Source organism: Mycobacteroides saopaulense (genome assembly GCF_001456355.1).
Taxonomy (GTDB): domain Bacteria; phylum Actinomycetota; class Actinomycetes; order Mycobacteriales; family Mycobacteriaceae; genus Mycobacterium; species Mycobacterium saopaulense.
Genome location: NZ_CP010271.1, coordinates 1,475,459 through 1,490,826, shown reverse-complemented (window position 1 = coordinate 1,490,826; position 15,368 = coordinate 1,475,459). Strand labels below are relative to the sequence as shown.

Annotated in this window: 15 protein-coding genes; 2 read left to right on the top strand and 13 right to left on the bottom strand. The window is 66.6% G+C overall.

What is annotated here, in order from left to right:
- Positions 1-68: 68 nt before the first annotated feature.
- From MYCSP_RS07435 to rplU, 7 genes are all read right to left on the bottom strand, one after another.
- Entirely contained in the window at positions 69-662 is a 594-nt protein-coding gene (locus tag MYCSP_RS07435) for a nuclear transport factor 2 family protein (protein ID WP_088413501.1), read from the bottom strand.
- A 189-nt stretch (positions 663-851) separates the two neighbouring features.
- On the bottom strand, positions 852-1,469 hold the full coding sequence (locus MYCSP_RS07430) for a hypothetical protein (protein ID WP_133054120.1): 618 nt from the start codon (positions 1,467-1,469) through the stop codon (positions 852-854).
- A 33-nt stretch (positions 1,470-1,502) separates the two neighbouring features.
- On the bottom strand, positions 1,503-2,144 hold the full coding sequence (locus MYCSP_RS07425; RefSeq protein ID WP_088413500.1) for a hypothetical protein: 642 nt from the start codon (positions 2,142-2,144) through the stop codon (positions 1,503-1,505).
- A gap of 112 nt (positions 2,145-2,256) precedes the next feature.
- The gene (gene proB / locus MYCSP_RS07420) at positions 2,257-3,351 is read right to left on the bottom strand and encodes a glutamate 5-kinase (RefSeq protein WP_088413499.1); all 1,095 of its coding nucleotides are present in this window, start codon (positions 3,349-3,351) and stop codon (positions 2,257-2,259) included.
- Between the two features lie 98 nt (positions 3,352-3,449).
- Positions 3,450-4,898 carry a GTPase ObgE gene (gene obgE / locus MYCSP_RS07415; RefSeq protein ID WP_083014138.1) on the bottom strand — a complete coding sequence of 483 codons (1,449 nt, stop codon included), beginning with the start codon at positions 4,896-4,898 and terminating at the stop codon, positions 3,450-3,452.
- 56 nt (positions 4,899-4,954) lie between these two features.
- Positions 4,955-5,212, bottom strand: a complete 258-nt coding sequence (gene rpmA, locus MYCSP_RS07410) for a 50S ribosomal protein L27 (protein ID WP_070911183.1) — start codon at positions 5,210-5,212, stop codon at positions 4,955-4,957.
- 13 nt (positions 5,213-5,225) lie between these two features.
- The gene (rplU, locus tag MYCSP_RS07405) at positions 5,226-5,537 is read right to left on the bottom strand and encodes a 50S ribosomal protein L21 (protein ID WP_070911184.1); all 312 of its coding nucleotides are present in this window, start codon (positions 5,535-5,537) and stop codon (positions 5,226-5,228) included.
- A gap of 325 nt (positions 5,538-5,862) precedes the next feature.
- Between rplU and MYCSP_RS07400 the strand changes: the two genes are divergently transcribed.
- Together MYCSP_RS07400 and MYCSP_RS07395 are read left to right on the top strand one after the other, a co-directional pair.
- Positions 5,863-6,189, top strand: a complete 327-nt coding sequence (locus MYCSP_RS07400) for a hypothetical protein (protein ID WP_070911185.1) — start codon at positions 5,863-5,865, stop codon at positions 6,187-6,189.
- A 46-nt stretch (positions 6,190-6,235) separates the two neighbouring features.
- Positions 6,236-6,568 carry a heme-binding protein gene (locus tag MYCSP_RS07395; protein WP_088415506.1) on the top strand — a complete coding sequence of 111 codons (333 nt, stop codon included), beginning with the start codon at positions 6,236-6,238 and terminating at the stop codon, positions 6,566-6,568.
- A gap of 15 nt (positions 6,569-6,583) precedes the next feature.
- Here the strand turns inward: MYCSP_RS07395 and MYCSP_RS07390 are convergent, their stop codons facing one another.
- The 6 genes from MYCSP_RS07390 to MYCSP_RS07365 form a co-directional block, all read right to left on the bottom strand.
- Positions 6,584-9,415, bottom strand: a complete 2,832-nt coding sequence (locus tag MYCSP_RS07390) for a translation initiation factor IF-2 N-terminal domain-containing protein (RefSeq protein ID WP_088413498.1) — start codon at positions 9,413-9,415, stop codon at positions 6,584-6,586.
- A gap of 411 nt (positions 9,416-9,826) precedes the next feature.
- On the bottom strand, positions 9,827-10,237 hold the full coding sequence (gene ndk, locus MYCSP_RS07385) for a nucleoside-diphosphate kinase (protein WP_070911187.1): 411 nt from the start codon (positions 10,235-10,237) through the stop codon (positions 9,827-9,829).
- Between the two features lie 10 nt (positions 10,238-10,247).
- Positions 10,248-10,592, bottom strand: a complete 345-nt coding sequence (locus MYCSP_RS07380) for a DUF4233 domain-containing protein (protein ID WP_088415504.1) — start codon at positions 10,590-10,592, stop codon at positions 10,248-10,250.
- 62 nt (positions 10,593-10,654) lie between these two features.
- On the bottom strand, positions 10,655-12,091 hold the full coding sequence (folC, locus tag MYCSP_RS07375; RefSeq protein WP_083014142.1) for a bifunctional tetrahydrofolate synthase/dihydrofolate synthase: 1,437 nt from the start codon (positions 12,089-12,091) through the stop codon (positions 10,655-10,657).
- Positions 12,088-14,727 (bottom strand): valine--tRNA ligase, encoded by a 2,640-nt coding sequence (locus tag MYCSP_RS07370; RefSeq protein ID WP_088413497.1) that lies wholly within the window; start codon positions 14,725-14,727, stop codon positions 12,088-12,090. The genes folC and MYCSP_RS07370 overlap by 4 nt, the downstream gene beginning before the upstream one ends.
- Before the next feature lie 51 nt (positions 14,728-14,778).
- The gene (locus MYCSP_RS07365) at positions 14,779-15,342 is read right to left on the bottom strand and encodes a hypothetical protein (protein ID WP_131822170.1); all 564 of its coding nucleotides are present in this window, start codon (positions 15,340-15,342) and stop codon (positions 14,779-14,781) included.
- Positions 15,343-15,368: the final 26 nt, after the last annotated feature.

The following is a 15,368-nucleotide window of genomic DNA, read 5'->3' as shown; positions in this document are numbered from 1 at the left end:
TTCCCTCCCCTGGTCGGCAGTGCTTCATGACGTTATCGCCGCAGGATGCCGCGTCCGTTACGGTTCGCTCAGGCACCGCCGGTCGGCGGCGCGCAGTCCAGCCACTTTCCGTCTTCCCTGACGTACTTGATGGTCTGCTTCTCCTGGGACGGCGGCTTGTTCCCCGACGTGGTGGTGATCGTCAGGTCCGCGGTGGCCTGGTCTCCCTTGACCTCGATGTTCTGGATGTCGGTGACCTTGACGGTGATGAGCGATTTCAGCAGATTGCGCATGGCAGTCTGATACGCCTGCTCGTCCTGGGCCACCAGGCTGTCCACCACGGCGTTGATGACGTCCTGCGGCACTGTCGGGAACTTCTGGGCCAGCAATCCCCGCAGCGCGTCACCGGCGCCGGGCACGGTGGCGATCTCGGGCGGGGCGATCTCACTCATCGGCGGAATCGGCGGTCCGCTCTGCGCGGTGGCGTCCCGATACTTGGCGCACTTGGTCTCGGCCAGCTTCGTGAAATCGAAGTTCGCGGTGTAGGTGTTCTGCTGCTCGATCAGGGCCTTGATCTGGTTTTCATCACGCGCAGCCGCGAGCGCCTCGGCGTTGGGCTGACCGTCGCCCTCAACGGTTTGCGTACAACCCACACCACTGAACAGCAGCGCCCCCAGCAGCAACGCTCCTGCCCATCTCCGGCAAACCATGACAACCCTCGCTCATATTGACCACTCGGCTCCGAGCTAATTTCTATCAGTCCAGATCAGCTCGTGCCACCCTCACCGAGCAAACCTACCAGGCAGCGCGGCCCGAAGACCGTGCTTACCGACGCCACCCGGCACGTTGCTCGGCGGGCACGCTCTGTCGTGTCAGCCCTCGGCGCCGACCAGGCTCTCCAGCAGGGGCTCATCGCGGCCGATCGCCGTGTCGGACTGCGTGGCCTCGGGCGTGCAGTCTTTCCAGGCTCCGTCTTCGCGCACGAACTTCCGCGGCTCGTTACCGCGACCCTGGGTGTTCCGGAAGGCGATGGTGGCGTTGGCCGCATCGCCGTTGACCGTCACCTTGGTGACCTTGAAGGTCAGATTCGCGAAGGTCTCCACCCAGAAAAGGTGCCACGCCGACGACAACTGCTGCTGGTCTTGGTTCTCCACCGCGGTCACAAATTCCCCGACGGTGGCGTCCGTGGCGAGCGGGAAGACCTCACGAAGCTTCGCGCGCAGCTTCTTCGGGTTCGCACCCTGCAGGCGGCTCACATCGGGCGGCGTGAACGACTGCCCCCAATCCGATTCGATCTGATCCCGCACATCGCCACAGAAGAAGGATGCGTACTGGACCGCGTCGACGGCCTGTAGTGCCGAAAGCCTGCCCGCGGTGACATCGCGGATCTCGGCGTCATCGGCCGGGGCGGCACCTGCGGCGGCGGTCTGCGCGAGCAGCCCGACGGTCACGAAAAGTCCTGCTACCCAAGCGAAAATACGTATAGTCACGTCCGCCACCTTCCTCTGTGGTGCTATTCGGTCCTATTCGCCGGTTAACGGAGCGTCCAGCAACGCCTGCTGGCCTTGACCGCCGACCAAACCGACAGCGGTCTCCTGTGTGGCCGGTGTGGTGCAGTCCTTCCAGCTTTCGTCCTCACGGACCAGATCCCAGCGCTGGTTGCTGCTCTTACTGCCGACGCGAACGGCAACGGTGGCCTCGGCGTTGTCCCCGGTGACCTCGACAGTCTTCACCCGGTATGAGAGCTTCGCAAACGAACTGGCCCACAGCTGGTGCCAGGCATCGTCGACCCCGCCCTGGTCCTGGTCGGCGACCGCCTGCACAAACGCCTCGACCGCACTGCTCGACGCCGCCGGGAAGAGCTCCTTGACCTTGGCGCGCAGCTTCTTGGCGTTGGCCCCCTCGAGGCGGGTGACATCCGGCGGGGTGAACATCTGGGCGTGGTCGGATTCCACCTTGTCGCGGAGCTCGGCGCAGTAGGTCGCACCGTAAGCGACGGCGTCGACCGCCTGGAGTGCGGAAAGCTGACCCGCGATGAGGTTCCTGATCTGGGTCTCGGCAGTATCGGGCGAGGCACCTGCCACGGCCATCGAGCCGAACAATCCCACCACCAGCGCCACTGCGCTCACGAAAGCGCTGACGAACCCCAATTTCCGGCTTGTCATCCGAACCCTCCCCACACGACGCCCAGGGCACATCCCCAAGCTGAGAACCAGCTGACAAGTTGTATCAGGCGCCGTTGCGGCGCGCCACTCTTTGGAGCAAATGCGGAGGCGCTCAGGTGACCAGGTCGTCGGCATGAACCGCCGGGCGCCGCAGGTCCTCGGGCAGCTCATTGGTCGAACGCCCCAGCATGGTCGCCAATTCGGCTATGTCATAGGCCACCACACCGCGGCCCACCATGGTCCCCTCGGCGTCGCGAAGTTCGACGACATCGCCACCGTGGAAGCGCCCGGATACCTCGGTGATCCCGGCGGGCAGCAACGAACGCCGCGATGCCACCACGGCACGTACGGCACCGGCATCCAGCGTCAACGAGCCGGTGGCCTCCGCGGCGTAACGCACCCAGAACTTGCGAGCCGACATGCGTTGTGGGCGGGCGGCGAAAACGGTTCCGCAGGAGCCGTCGCCCAGTGCCGCGGCCGCTTCGGTCGCCGAGGCCAGCAGCACGGGGACGCCGGCATCGGCAGCCAACAGCGCTGACGAAAGCTTCGAGGCCATTCCCCCGGTGCCACGCGAACCTCCCGGTCCGGCGATCACATCGGCCAGATCTTCGGGCCCGCTCACTTCGGAGATGAAGCGCGCGTTTCCCTTTCGGGGATCGGAGTCATATAGCCCGTCGATGTCGGAGAGCAGCACCAGGGCATCGGCACCCACGAGGTGAGCGACAAGCGCCGAGAGCCGGTCGTTGTCGCCGAAGCGGATCTCGTTGGTGGCCACGGTGTCGTTCTCGTTCACGATCGGCACGGCGTGCAACGCCCGCAGCTTGTCGAGTGTGCGCTGGGCATTGGTGTGATGCACGCGCATGGAGATGTCGTGCGCGGTCAGCAGAACCTGGCCCACGGTGCGCTGATAACGCGCGAAGGCTGCACTCCAGGCGCCGATCAGCGCAACCTGACCCGCGCTGGCGGCGGCCTGCTTGGTCGCCAGATCTGTTGGGCGCTTGGTCAATCCGAGCGGAACCATGCCCGCCGCGATCGCTCCCGACGACACGATCACCACGTCGGATCCGGCCTTCATCCGGCCCTCGATAGCCTCGACGAGGTATTCCATCCGGTCGGCGCTGAAGGTTCCCGTCGCATCGGTGAGGGCGGCGGTGCCGACTTTCACCACGACGGTGCGCGCGGCTTGAATGGCCTGACGCGCCTGCATGCCGGGGCCGGATGTCGCCGGCTTCGCGGCTCCGGGGCTGGATGTCGCCGGCTTCGCGGCTCCGGGGCTGGATGTCGCCGGCTTCGCGGCTCCGGGGCTCACTCGGGTTCCACTTGCCCGCGGCGCACCCGGCGGGCCTGGCGGCGTTCGGCCGCACCCACTCGATCGACCTTGTCGATACGCGCATCGGTGCCGCGCCCGCTGAGCGTCACGTCGACACCCGCCGGGGTCTGCGGCTCCCAATCGAAGGTCATCGCCCCGATGGTGACCGCGCAGCCGGGTTGTGCCCCGAGCTTGAGCAACGCGTCTTCGACGCCCAGACGTGCCAACCGGTCACCCAGATAGCCCACGGCCTCGTCGTTTTCGAAGTTGGTCTGACGGATCCAGCGTTCGGGCCGCACACCGCGCACTACGAAACCACCCGGATTATCCGGGTCCGGGGACACGGTGAATCCGCTCTCGTCGATGGGGATCGGTCTGATCACCGGGCGGGTCTTCACCGGTTCGGGCTGTGCGGCGCGGGCCGCCTCGATCATCTCCCACAGCGCGAAGGTCAACGGCCGCAGTCCGTCACGGGTCAAGGTCGACACCTTGAAGACCGGCCAGCCGCGCTTGGAGACCTCTTCGGTGACAAAGTCGGCAAGCTCGTCGGCCTCGGGCACGTCGACCTTGTTGAGCACCACCGCACGAGGCCGATCGGCCAGATCACCGAGCACGGAATCAGCTTGCAACGTGGGTTGATATCGCGCCAACTCATTTTCCAGAGCATCGATATCAGAGACCGGGTCGCGGCCGGGTTCCAGCGTCGCGCAGTCCACGACATGAACCAGCACGGCGCAGCGCTCGATGTGCCGCAGGAATTCCAGCCCCAGCCCGCGTCCATCGGCTGCGCCCGGAATGAGCCCGGGGACATCGGCCATCACGAAGGAGTGTTCGCCGGTGGTCACCACGCCGAGATTGGGCACCAATGTGGTGAACGGATAGTCCGCGATCTTCGGCTTGGCGGCCGAAAGCACCGAGACCAGAGAGGATTTACCCGCCGACGGGAAGCCGACCAGCCCGACATCGGCGACGGTTTTCAGTTCGAGGGTGAGGTCGACCTCGGCACCGGCCTCGCCGAGCAATGCAAAACCGGGGGCCTTGCGTGCCCGGGATGCCAACGCGGCGTTGCCCAAGCCGCCTCGGCCACCGGCCGCTGCGTCGAAACGCGCACCCGCGCCGACCAAGTCGGCAAGAATCCGGCCATCGTCGTCCAGCACGACGGTGCCGTCGGGCACCTTGAGAATCAAGTCGTCGCCGTTGGCGCCGTTGCGGTGGGCCCCCATGCCCTGCGTACCGTTGGGCGCCTGCACATGCGGGTGGAAGTGGAAGTCCAGCAGGGTATGCACCTGCGGGTCCACTTCGAGAATCACGCTGCCGCCGCGACCGCCGTTGCCGCCATCGGGCCCGCCCAGCGGCTTGAACTTTTCACGATGCACCGAAGCACAGCCGTGACCGCCGGTACCTGCCTTGGCATGGATGACGACGCGATCAACAAAACGAGGCACCTAAGCCTCCTTCACACTGTTCTCTGTTCGATCAACGCAGAACAGAAAACAACAAATTAAGCGTCGACCGGGAGGATGTTGACGACCCGGCGACCACGCTTGGCGCCGAACTCAACGGTGCCCGCAGAAGTCGCGAACAGGGTGTCGTCGCCGCCACGCCCGACGTTCACACCGGGGTGGAAGTGGGTGCCGCGCTGGCGGACCAGGATCTCGCCGGCCTTGACGAGCTGGCCACCGAACCGCTTGACGCCGAGCCGCTGCGCGGCGGAGTCACGACCGTTGCGCGAGCTGGACGCGCCCTTCTTGTGTGCCATGTGTCAGACGCTCCTACTTGATTCCGGTGACCTTGAGCACGGTCAGCCGCTGACGGTGACCCTGCCGCTTGTGGTAGCCGGTCTTGTTCTTGAACTTGTGGATGCGGATCTTCGGGCCCTTGGTGTGCTCGACGATCTCGCCGGTCACTGCAACCTTGGCCAGCTTGTCCGCGTCGGTGGTGACGGTGGCGCCATCCACGACCAGGGCGACGGGCAGCTGCACCGAGGAGCCGAGCTCCGAGTCGATCTTCTCGACCTTCACCAGGTCGCCGACGGCAACCTTGTACTGCTTGCCACCGGTCTTGACGATTGCGTAGGTCGCCATCGTTGCGTCTACCTCTGCTCTGCTGTTCGGACGCGCGCAACCAGGTCGGCTGACGCATCTGGATCGTGGGGTGGGCCCGCTCGGTTGTTCCACTGGGCCGCATGCCGCGGGCCGGAAGCCTCGCGACGGTCTTCTTAAGGTCCTAAGGGTACGTGACCAGCGGGCTAAGGGTCAAACTGACACCCCTCGCTCGGCGATGCCGGAGTCCTAATCGCACTCTTCGCGGGTGTGATCGGAACTACACTTCTCTCACCGAGCCCGGGCCGCCGCAGATAACCGTACCGATCGGCGGGCGATCGGCTCCTCTGAGTGCGAAGGTGGCAGCATGAGAACCATTCGGTGCTTCCTGTCGGCCGGCGTGGTGATCATGCTGCCGGCGCTCGCCGTGATCGCTGCGGAGCCCGCCGCGGCCGATTGCGTCAACGCCAACGGAACCACCTTGTGCGCGCAGGGCGACGTTCGTGGGGGCGCAAGCACGACATCCTCGACGCCATATGTCCCCTATCCCTGTGAGAACGACTGGTCCTGCGACAACTGGGGAATGGATCTCATCCTCGGTTCCGAGCACACACCGCCCACCGTCAACCCGTCTCCACCGCCGGACTTCGGGCGGCCAGGCCGCCCCGGTGGCGGTGGCGGAGGGCCGCGGTGATCAATGCCGTTCCAGCAGTGATGAATTCGACCACAGAGGAGTCATGATGACAGCATGGGCCGCCCGCAGGATGGCCGCGGGGCTATTCGGTGTCGCCGCCGCGCTGGCGCTGCACGGAGCCGTTGTCGCCGCCGCCGATCCGCCCCCCAACTGCACGGCCGCGGACCTCGCGGGTGTCGCGACGGGCGTCTCCGCGGCCACGTCGTCCTACTTGTTCACCCATCCGGACGTGAACGACTTCTTCACGAGCCTCAAGGGCCAGCCCAAGGATCAGGTCCGGGACAAGGCCCGGCAGTATCTGGAGGAAAATCCCCAGGTCAAGGCTGATCTCCAGGAGATCCGCCAGCCCCTGGGTGATTTCCGAGAGCGCTGCAACTAACCGCTGCCGCGCGGCTTAGTGCTCGACCGGCGGCCCTGCGGCACGAGCCGCCGACCGCCTGCGTCGGGGCCTGGTGGGCGCCTCGGCAGCCGGTTTCGGTGCGGCCTCCGGCGCCTCGGGCTCGTCGACAGTAACCTCAGGCGCACTTTCGGCCTGGGTTTCCTGCGTGCCGTCACTCTCGGCGGGAGCGGACTTGGTTTCGGCCCCCGGGTCGCCTGGTGTCTCGGCGCTCTCGACGGCCTCGACAATGTCCTCGACCTCGTCGACCGCGTCGTTGTCCAGCGCCTCGTCGGCGGGCTCACCGTCTTCATCACCTTCATGGTGGCCGTTCGCCGCCGCCATCGCCCGGAACATCGGGTGTTCTCCCTGCGGGTGCGAGGGCGTGCGCGCCACCACCACCTCTGGCTCCTCGGCCTTGCCCTTGCGAGACCTCTTGGCCCGCCGTCCGGGTTCGGCCTTCTTCGCGCCCGTCGCCGCCGCGGCGGTATCCACGGGATCGACATGCAACACGATGCCGCGACCGGCGCAGTGGGCACAGGTGGATGAGAAGGCCTCGATCAGGCCGGTGCCCAGCTTCTTGCGAGTCAGCTGCACCAACCCCAGGGAGGTCACCTCCGACACCTGGTGACGGGTGCGGTCACGCCCCAATGCCTCGGTGAGACGGCGCAGCACCAGATCCCTGTTGGATTCGAGCACCATGTCGATGAAGTCGATGACGACGATGCCACCGACGTCGCGCAGACGCAGCTGCCGCACGACCTCCTCGGCGGCTTCCAGGTTGTTGCGGGTGACGGTCTCTTCCAGGTTGCCGCCCGCACCGGTGAACTTCCCGGTGTTGACGTCGACGACCGTCATGGCCTCGGTGCGATCGATGACCAGCGTTCCGCCCGAGGGCAGCCACACCTTGCGATCGAGCGCCTTGGCCAGCTGTTCGTCGATGCGGTGCACCACGAACACGTCCGGGCCTTCCTTGCCCTCGTACCGCTCGATCCGCGAAAGAAGATCGGGTGCAACGGTTTTCACGTAGTCATCGATAGTGCCCCAGGCGGCGTCGCCCTCGATGATGAGCTTGGAGAAGTCCTCGTTGAACAGGTCTCGGACCACCTTGACCAGCACGTCGGGCTCCTCGTAGAGAGCCACAGCGGCCCCGGAAGCCTTGGAGGTGAGGTCGGCGGAACGCTTTTCGATGTCCTGCCACTGCTCCTGCAGCCGCTGCACATCGGCGCGAATGTCCTCTTCCCGCACGCCTTCTGATGCGGTGCGGATGATGACACCGGCGTCCGACGGGACGATGTCCCGCAGAATCTCCTTGAGACGCTGCCGCTCGGTATCGGGGAGCTTGCGACTGATTCCGGTCGACGACGCACCCGGCACATAGACCAGGTAGCGGCCCGCCAGCGAGATCTGCGTGGTCAGGCGGGCGCCCTTGTGTCCGACCGGGTCCTTGCTGACCTGGACCAGGACGTAGTCGCCCGACTTGAGCGCCTGCTCGATCTTGCGGTTCGAGCCGCCGAGACCGGCTGCATCCCAGTTGACCTCACCGGCGTACAGGACGCCGTTGCGGCCACGACCGATGTCCACGAAGGCCGCCTCCATCGAGGGCAGCACGTTCTGCACGACACCGAGGTAGATGTTGCCCACCAGCGAAGCAGACGCCGCCGACGTCACGAAGTGCTCGACGAGCACACCGTCCTCGAGAACCGCGATCTGCGTGTACCGGGCACCCTCGTGTGGCGGCTCGGTACGGGTCTTGTCCCGCACGACCATCACCCGGTCGACAGCCTCACGCCGGGCCAGGAACTCCGCCTCGGTCAGGATCGGCGGGCGGCGCCGTCCGGCGTCGCGACCATCACGCCGACGCTGACGCTTGGCCTCCAGGCGAGTGGATCCGGAGATGCCCTGAATCTCGTCGCCCCGCTCGGCCCGCGGCCTGCGCTCGTGCACAACGGTGTTGGGCGGATCGTCGTCCGACGGGCCATCGCCGTCGTCGCCACTTCCGGCCTTACGCCGCCTGCGCCGACGTCGGCGGCGGCTGGCGCCCTCCGGGGTGTCGCCGTCCTCGGCGTTCGACTCGTCACCGTCGGTCGCGGCGGCGTCTTCGCCGTTCTCGGGAGCATCGTCGGCGTCGGTGGTCTCGCCACCCTCACCGTCGGATTCGTCGCCGCCTTCGCCACCGGCCTGCTCGCCGCGGCCGCGCCCACGTCCACGACGTCCGCGACGCCTGCGGCGCGCCGGACGATCGCCGTCGCCGTCCGGATCGTCGCCGTCGCCGGAATCCTCGTCGACGTCCTCGGTCTTCTCGACGGGCTTCTCCGCGGCCTTCTCGGCGCGAGCGGGCACGGGGCGTTCCTGGGGCTCGGGTGCCTGCGGTGCCACGAAGAGCGGGCCGTAGTCATAGGCGGTCGGGCCAGACGCCGGGGGCACCGGCACCGCGGCAGCCTCGATGACTGTCGTCTCGGCGACGAGAATCGGAGTGGTCGGCGGGTTGTCGGGATCCTCGGGTGAGCTCTCGGCGACCGCGGGAGCCGCCTCCTCGGCGGCCACCACCGCGACGGGCTCCGGCGCGGAAGCGGGTTCCGCCTCACCGGCGAGCGCCTCGCGCACCTTCGCGGCATCCTGCTTGTCGACATTCGAGTGAGGGCTGCGGGCCCGCCCGTCCAGGTTGGACAGCGCGTCGAGTACGCGGCGTGTGGAGGTTCCGAGCACGCGCGCGAGGGAGTGCACTCGCAGCTTCTCGGGTAGTTCTCCCTGTTCAGCAGGGAGTTTCGGGGTGTCCGGCGTTAGCGCGGCTTGTTCCCCTTCAGGTGTGCTGGTGTGTAGGTCTTCTGGTAGCTCATAGTCGGCCACTTATTCTCCTCAAGCCCCCGGGCGCGTCGTCAGACGCGGCCACGCGAGGGCTTTCTCTCTATGTACCCGGGCTAGGTCCGGGTTTGTGGTGGTCTTGCTCCGAGCGATCCGTCGCTGCGATGCCGCAGTTCCGAACCCACCCGGTGCCTGGCTGGAATGATGGCTTGACGTGCTGCAATGGTGATCGCGCTCGCCGTGCCGTCATTCGGGTCGGTGGCTGGCCGGTTGTGGCCGCATGTGCCGTGACCCACACTCAGTATCCCATACGAATCAGGTGGTGAGGACCAGGACACCAATCAGCTCGGCCGCGCGCTTCCCCGGCATATAAATCGAGTGTGCGATTTACGTCGAAATTCCGCGAGGAACCGACGCAAACCGCACACTCGTGGGTTTCAGATCAGGGGGATTGGGTCAGAGGGCGGGGAACCAGAGCGCGATCTCGCGGGCCGCGGACTCGGGTGAGTCGGAGCCGTGCACCAGGTTCTCCTGGGTCTCCAGGGCGAAGTCGCCACGGATGCTGCCGGTGGCGGCCTTCTCCACGGGGTCGGTGCCCCCGGCCAGCTGCCGGAACGCGGCGATGGCGCGCGGGCCCTCCAGCACGGCCGCCACGAGCGGACCCGAGGTGATGAACTCGAGCAGAGAACCGAAGAACGGCTTCTCCGCATGCTCGGCATAGTGGGCCCGGGCCGTGGCGTCGTCCACGTTCTTCAGTTCCAGCGCGGCCAGTGTCAGGCCCTTGCGCTCGATACGGTTCAACACCTCACCGACAAGTCCCCGCCGCACACCATCGGGCTTGATCAAAACCAGCGTCCGCTCAGTCACGGGCGACAGCCTACTGGTCGGTAGCGCTCCCCCGCTGACCCGGCAGCTCCCCGCGGCTCTGACGGTCACGGACCTGGTTGCGCATGTACCAGATCAGCAACCAGACGCCGAGAAACAACAGGCCCACGAATCCGATCGCGGCGTTCACGAAGAACCCCGCGACGAGCACCACTTGCAGTGCCAGATTGGCTTGCAGCGCCCAGGGCCGGCCCTGCATGCCGGAGAGCAAGATCATGGCCACCGCGATGCCGATGAGAAAGGTCAGCGACAACGGCGAGAGCCCGCCGCCCACCGTCTTCACCACCGGGATGGCCAATAGCACCACGATTGTCTCCAGGATGAGCGTGCCTGCCATCACCCCGCGGAAACCCCGCCACGGATCCACCGGAGCCGGCTGGGTCTCGTCCTCGGGATTACTCACTGCGGATCCTTTCCGAACAGTGTCCGGGCGGCACCCGCGGTGACGACCGATCCGGTGATGACGATGCCGGTGCCGGAAAAGCCTTCCGCTCCGCCGTCTTCGGCGACTTCTTCGACCATCGCGGTGGCGGTCTCGATGGCGTCGAGCAGGGTGGGCGCCACCACGACGCGGTCTTCACCGAACAGTTCAAGCGCGATACCCGCCAGCGCGTCGGTCTCCATGGCACGGGGAGAACCGTTGTGTGTCACCACGATCTCGTCGAATGCCGGTTCAAGCGCGGCGAGAATACCGGCGACGTCCTTGTCGGCCATCACGCTGACGACGCCGACCAGGCGGCGGAAGTCGAATTCGGATTGCAGGGTGTCGGCCAGCGCGGCCGCGCCATGCGGATTGTGAGCGGCGTCCAGGAAGACCGCGGGAGCGCTGCGCACCCGCTCCAAACGCCCGGGCACGATCACCGACGCGAATCCTGCTCGCACCGCATCGATATCGAGCTGGCGGTCCGCCCCCGCACCGAAGAACGCCTCGACCGCGGCCAGAGCGACGGCGGCGTTATGCGCCTGATGCTCACCGTGCAACGGCAGGAAGATCTCCGGGTACACCCCGCCCAGGCCCTGCAGCTCCAACTGCTGGCCTCCGACCGCGACCTGACGCGACAGCACCGCGAACTCCGAGCCTTCACGCGCCACGGCGGCGTCGGCTTCGACGGTTTGACGCAGCAGCACGTCCATTGCCTCGGGGGCCTGCTGAGCGATCACGGCCACGGTGTCGGCACCGGCCTCGCCGGTCATCGCATCGAGCTTGTGCCGCTTGATGATTCCGGCCTTCTCGTTCGCGATGGTGGCCAGGTCGGGACCCAGGAATTCGACATGGTCGATGCCGATCGGAGTGATGACGGCAACTGGGGCGTCCACGATATTGGTGGCGTCCCAGCGCCCGCCGAGCCCAACCTCCACCACGGCGATGTCCACCGGCGCGTCGGCGAAGGCGACGAATGCCATGGCGACCAGCACCTCGAACTTGCTCATCGCTGGGCCACCCTGCTCCTGCGACTGCTTGTCCACCAGCTCCACGAACGGTTCGATCTCGGAGTAGATTTCCACGTACTTCGCGGGCGAGATCGGTTGGCCGTCAATGGCGATACGTTCGACCGCCGACTGCAGATGCGGGCTGGTGGTACGCCCGGTACGCCGATGCAGTGCCGTCAGCAGCGCGTCGATCATCCGCGTCACCGAGGTCTTGCCGTTGGTTCCGGCGACGTGGATACACGGATACGCGCGTTGGGGCGAGCCCAGTAGTTCCATCAGCGCGACGATGCGGTCGGTGGACGGTTCGATCTTGGTCTCCGGCCAGCGTTGATCGAGCAGATACTCGATCTGCAGCAGGGCCGCGATCTCGTCGGGCGAGGGTTCCGGACTCAACGTCTCGCTCACGCCAGTCCCGCCAAACGGGCGGTGATCCGCTCGACTTCCTCGGTGGCCACCTGTTGGCGGGCACGAATCTTCTCGACGACGGCCTCGGGCGCCTTCGCCAGGAAGGCGTCGTTGCCCAGTTTGCCTGTGGTGCCGTCGAGTTCCTTGCGCGCGGCGGCAAGATCCTTCTCCAACCGTCGACGTTCGGCTTCGATGTCGACGGTGCCGGAGGTGTCGACCTCGACGGTGACGGTGCCTGCGGACAGCCGCACCTCCACCGACGCCGTCGGGGTGAAACCGTCTTCCGCGGGAGTGAGCCAGGCCAGCGAGGTCACTGCGGCAAGTTGTCCGTCCAATCCGGCATCCAGAACACCGGCCAACCGGGCCGCCACCTTCTGCCGGTCACCCAGCCCCTGGTCGCTCCGGAACCGCCGAACCTCGGTCACCAGCTTCTGCATGTCGGCAATGCGCTGCGCGGCAACGCTGTCCAGCTCGATACCCGAGCCGGTGGGCCAGTCGGCGATCACCACGGACTCCTGGCCGGTGACCGTCTTCCACAGCACCTCGGTGACAAACGGGATGACCGGATGCAGCAGCCGCAGCAGGGTGTCCAGCACCGTGGCCAGCACGACGCGGGTGCCGTCGGCCCTGTCGTTCATCTGGACCTTTGCCAATTCCAGGTACCAGTCACAGAACTCGTCCCAGGCGAAGTGATACAGCGCCTCGCAGGCCACGCTGAACTCGTAGCGATCCAGTGCGGCGTCCACCTCCGCGCGCACCTGCTCGAGGCGCCCCAGAATCCATCGGTCCGCATCGGTGAGGGCATCGGCGGCGGGAAGCTCGCCCAGCGCGGCACCATTCATCAACGCGAAACGGGTGGCGTTGAACAGCTTCGTGGTGAAGTTGCGCGAGGCGCGGGCGGCGTCCTCGCCAATGGACAGGTCGCCACCGGGGCTGGCGCCGCGGGCCAGGGTGAAGCGCAGCGCGTCGGCGCCGAACATCTCCACCCAGTCCAGCGGATCGATGCCGTTGCCCTTGGACTTGCTCATCTTCTGACCGAACTGATCGCGGATCAGGCCGTGCAGGAAGACGTTGTCGAACGGCACCTTGCCGCCATGCAGCACGGGGTCGCCGGCCACGAAGGTGCCGAACATCATCATCCGCGCCACCCAGAAGAACAGGATGTCGTACCCGGTGACGAGAACGCTTGTGGGATAAAACTTCTCCAGCTCCGGGGTGGCCTCGGGCCAACCCATCGTGGAGAACGGCCACAGCGCCGAGGAGAACCAGGTGTCGAGCACATCCGGGTCCTGCTCGTAGCCCTCGGGGGCTGTCTCGTCGGGGCCCAGGCACACGATCTCGCCGCCGGGGCCGTGCCAGATGGGGATGCGGTGACCCCACCACAGCTGGCGGGAGATACACCAGTCATGCATGTCGTCCACCCAGGCGAACCAGCGCGGCTCCAGGCTGGCCGGGTGAATCACGGTGTCACCGCCCCGAACCGCGTCACCGGCGGCCTTGGCCAGCGACTCGACCTTGACCCACCACTGCATCGACAGGCGAGGCTCAATGGGCTCACCGGAGCGCTCGGAATGCCCGACGCTGTGCAGGTATGGGCGTTTCTCCGCCACGATGCGGCCCTGCTCGGCCAGCGCCTCACGCACCTTGACCCGCGCCTCGAATCGGTCCATGCCGTCGAATTGCGTTCCGCTGTCGCAGATCCGGCCGTGAACGTCCATGATCGTCGGCATCGGCAGGCTGTGCCGCAGCCCGATCTCGAAGTCGTTGGGGTCATGCGCCGGAGTCACCTTGACCGCACCGGTGCCGAACTCGGGGTCGACATGGTTGTCGGCGACGATCGGAATGCTGCGGTCCTGGAACGGGTGCGCCAGCTCGGTGCCGATCAGGTGCCGGTAACGCTCGTCGTCGGGGTGCACCGCGATCGCGGTATCACCGAGCATCGTCTCCAGTCGGGTGGTCGCCACCACCAGATGCGGCTCACTGTCGTCGAGAGAGCCGTAGCGGAACGAGACGAGCTCGCCCTCGACCTCCTCGTACTTGACCTCCAAGTCGGAGATGGCGGTCTTGAGCTCGGGCGACCAGTTGACCAGCCGCTCGGCCCGATAGATCAGCCCGGCGTCGAACAGCTTCTTGAAGATGGTGCGCACCGCACGGGACAGGCCCTCGTCCATGGTGAAGCGGTCGCGGCTCCAGTCGACACCGTCGCCGAGGCGGCGCATCTGCCCGCCGATGGTGCCGCCGGACTCGCGCTTCCAGTCCCACACCTTCTCGACGAACAGCTCGCGGCCGAAGTCCTCTTTGGTCTTGCCGTCGGCGGCCAGCTGCTTTTCCACGACGCTCTGCGTCGCGATGCCCGCGTGGTCCATGCCCGGCAGCCACAGCACCTCGTAGCCCTGCATGCGTTTGCGGCGCGTGAGGGCGTCCATGAGGGTGTGGTCGAGCGCGTGCCCCATATGCAGGCTGCCGGTCACGTTCGGGGGCGGCAACACGATCGAGTAGCCGGGCTTGTCACTGGACGGGTCCGCGGTGAAGTATCCGGCGTCCACCCAGCCCTGATAGAGATCCGCCTCTACCGCTCCCGGATCCCATGACGTGGGCAGGGAGTCGGCGGCATTGGTATCAGGGATTTGGGTCACCCATCAGATTCTAGGGTTGCCGGTCCCTGCCATTTTCACGTGCCAAGCGGCTCAGAACATATCGGCGCTGAAGGTGTACCAATCGCCGCCGAAGTGCCGCACCCAGGTTCTCTCACCGATCTCTGATTTCTGCGGCGCGCCGTGCGGCAGATAGACGAATCCCTCGTCGGTGAGGAACCCACCGCCGTCGACGACGAAGTAGATGTTCGGACCCCGCGAGCTGACACTCCTGACACGATAGGTGCCCAACCGAACCACTGTCGGCGCAGGACGGCCCTCCTGAATCGACCGCACAATCCCCTCAAAAGCGCCTCGTGCCTGCGCGAACCGCAGACGCATGGGCACGTCGCCGCCAATGGCCAGGAGTGTCATCGCGATCACCACGGGGACCGCACTCACCCGTAACCACGATGCTCGCGCCTCCCCAGAACCGGCGCGTCGCAGGGCGAGGTGACATGCCGTCCGTAGCACCCACACGATGGCGATCGCCACGGCCGCATACCCGACAAGCAGCAGGAGGAAGAAGTCCCCGCCCGGACATGACGCTCCCCACAGCGCGCCGCCGCACGCGACCGTCGCGGCTCCGAGAAGCACTGGCCCGGGCGGGCGGGCCACCACACGACGGAACCACCCGGGCCGCG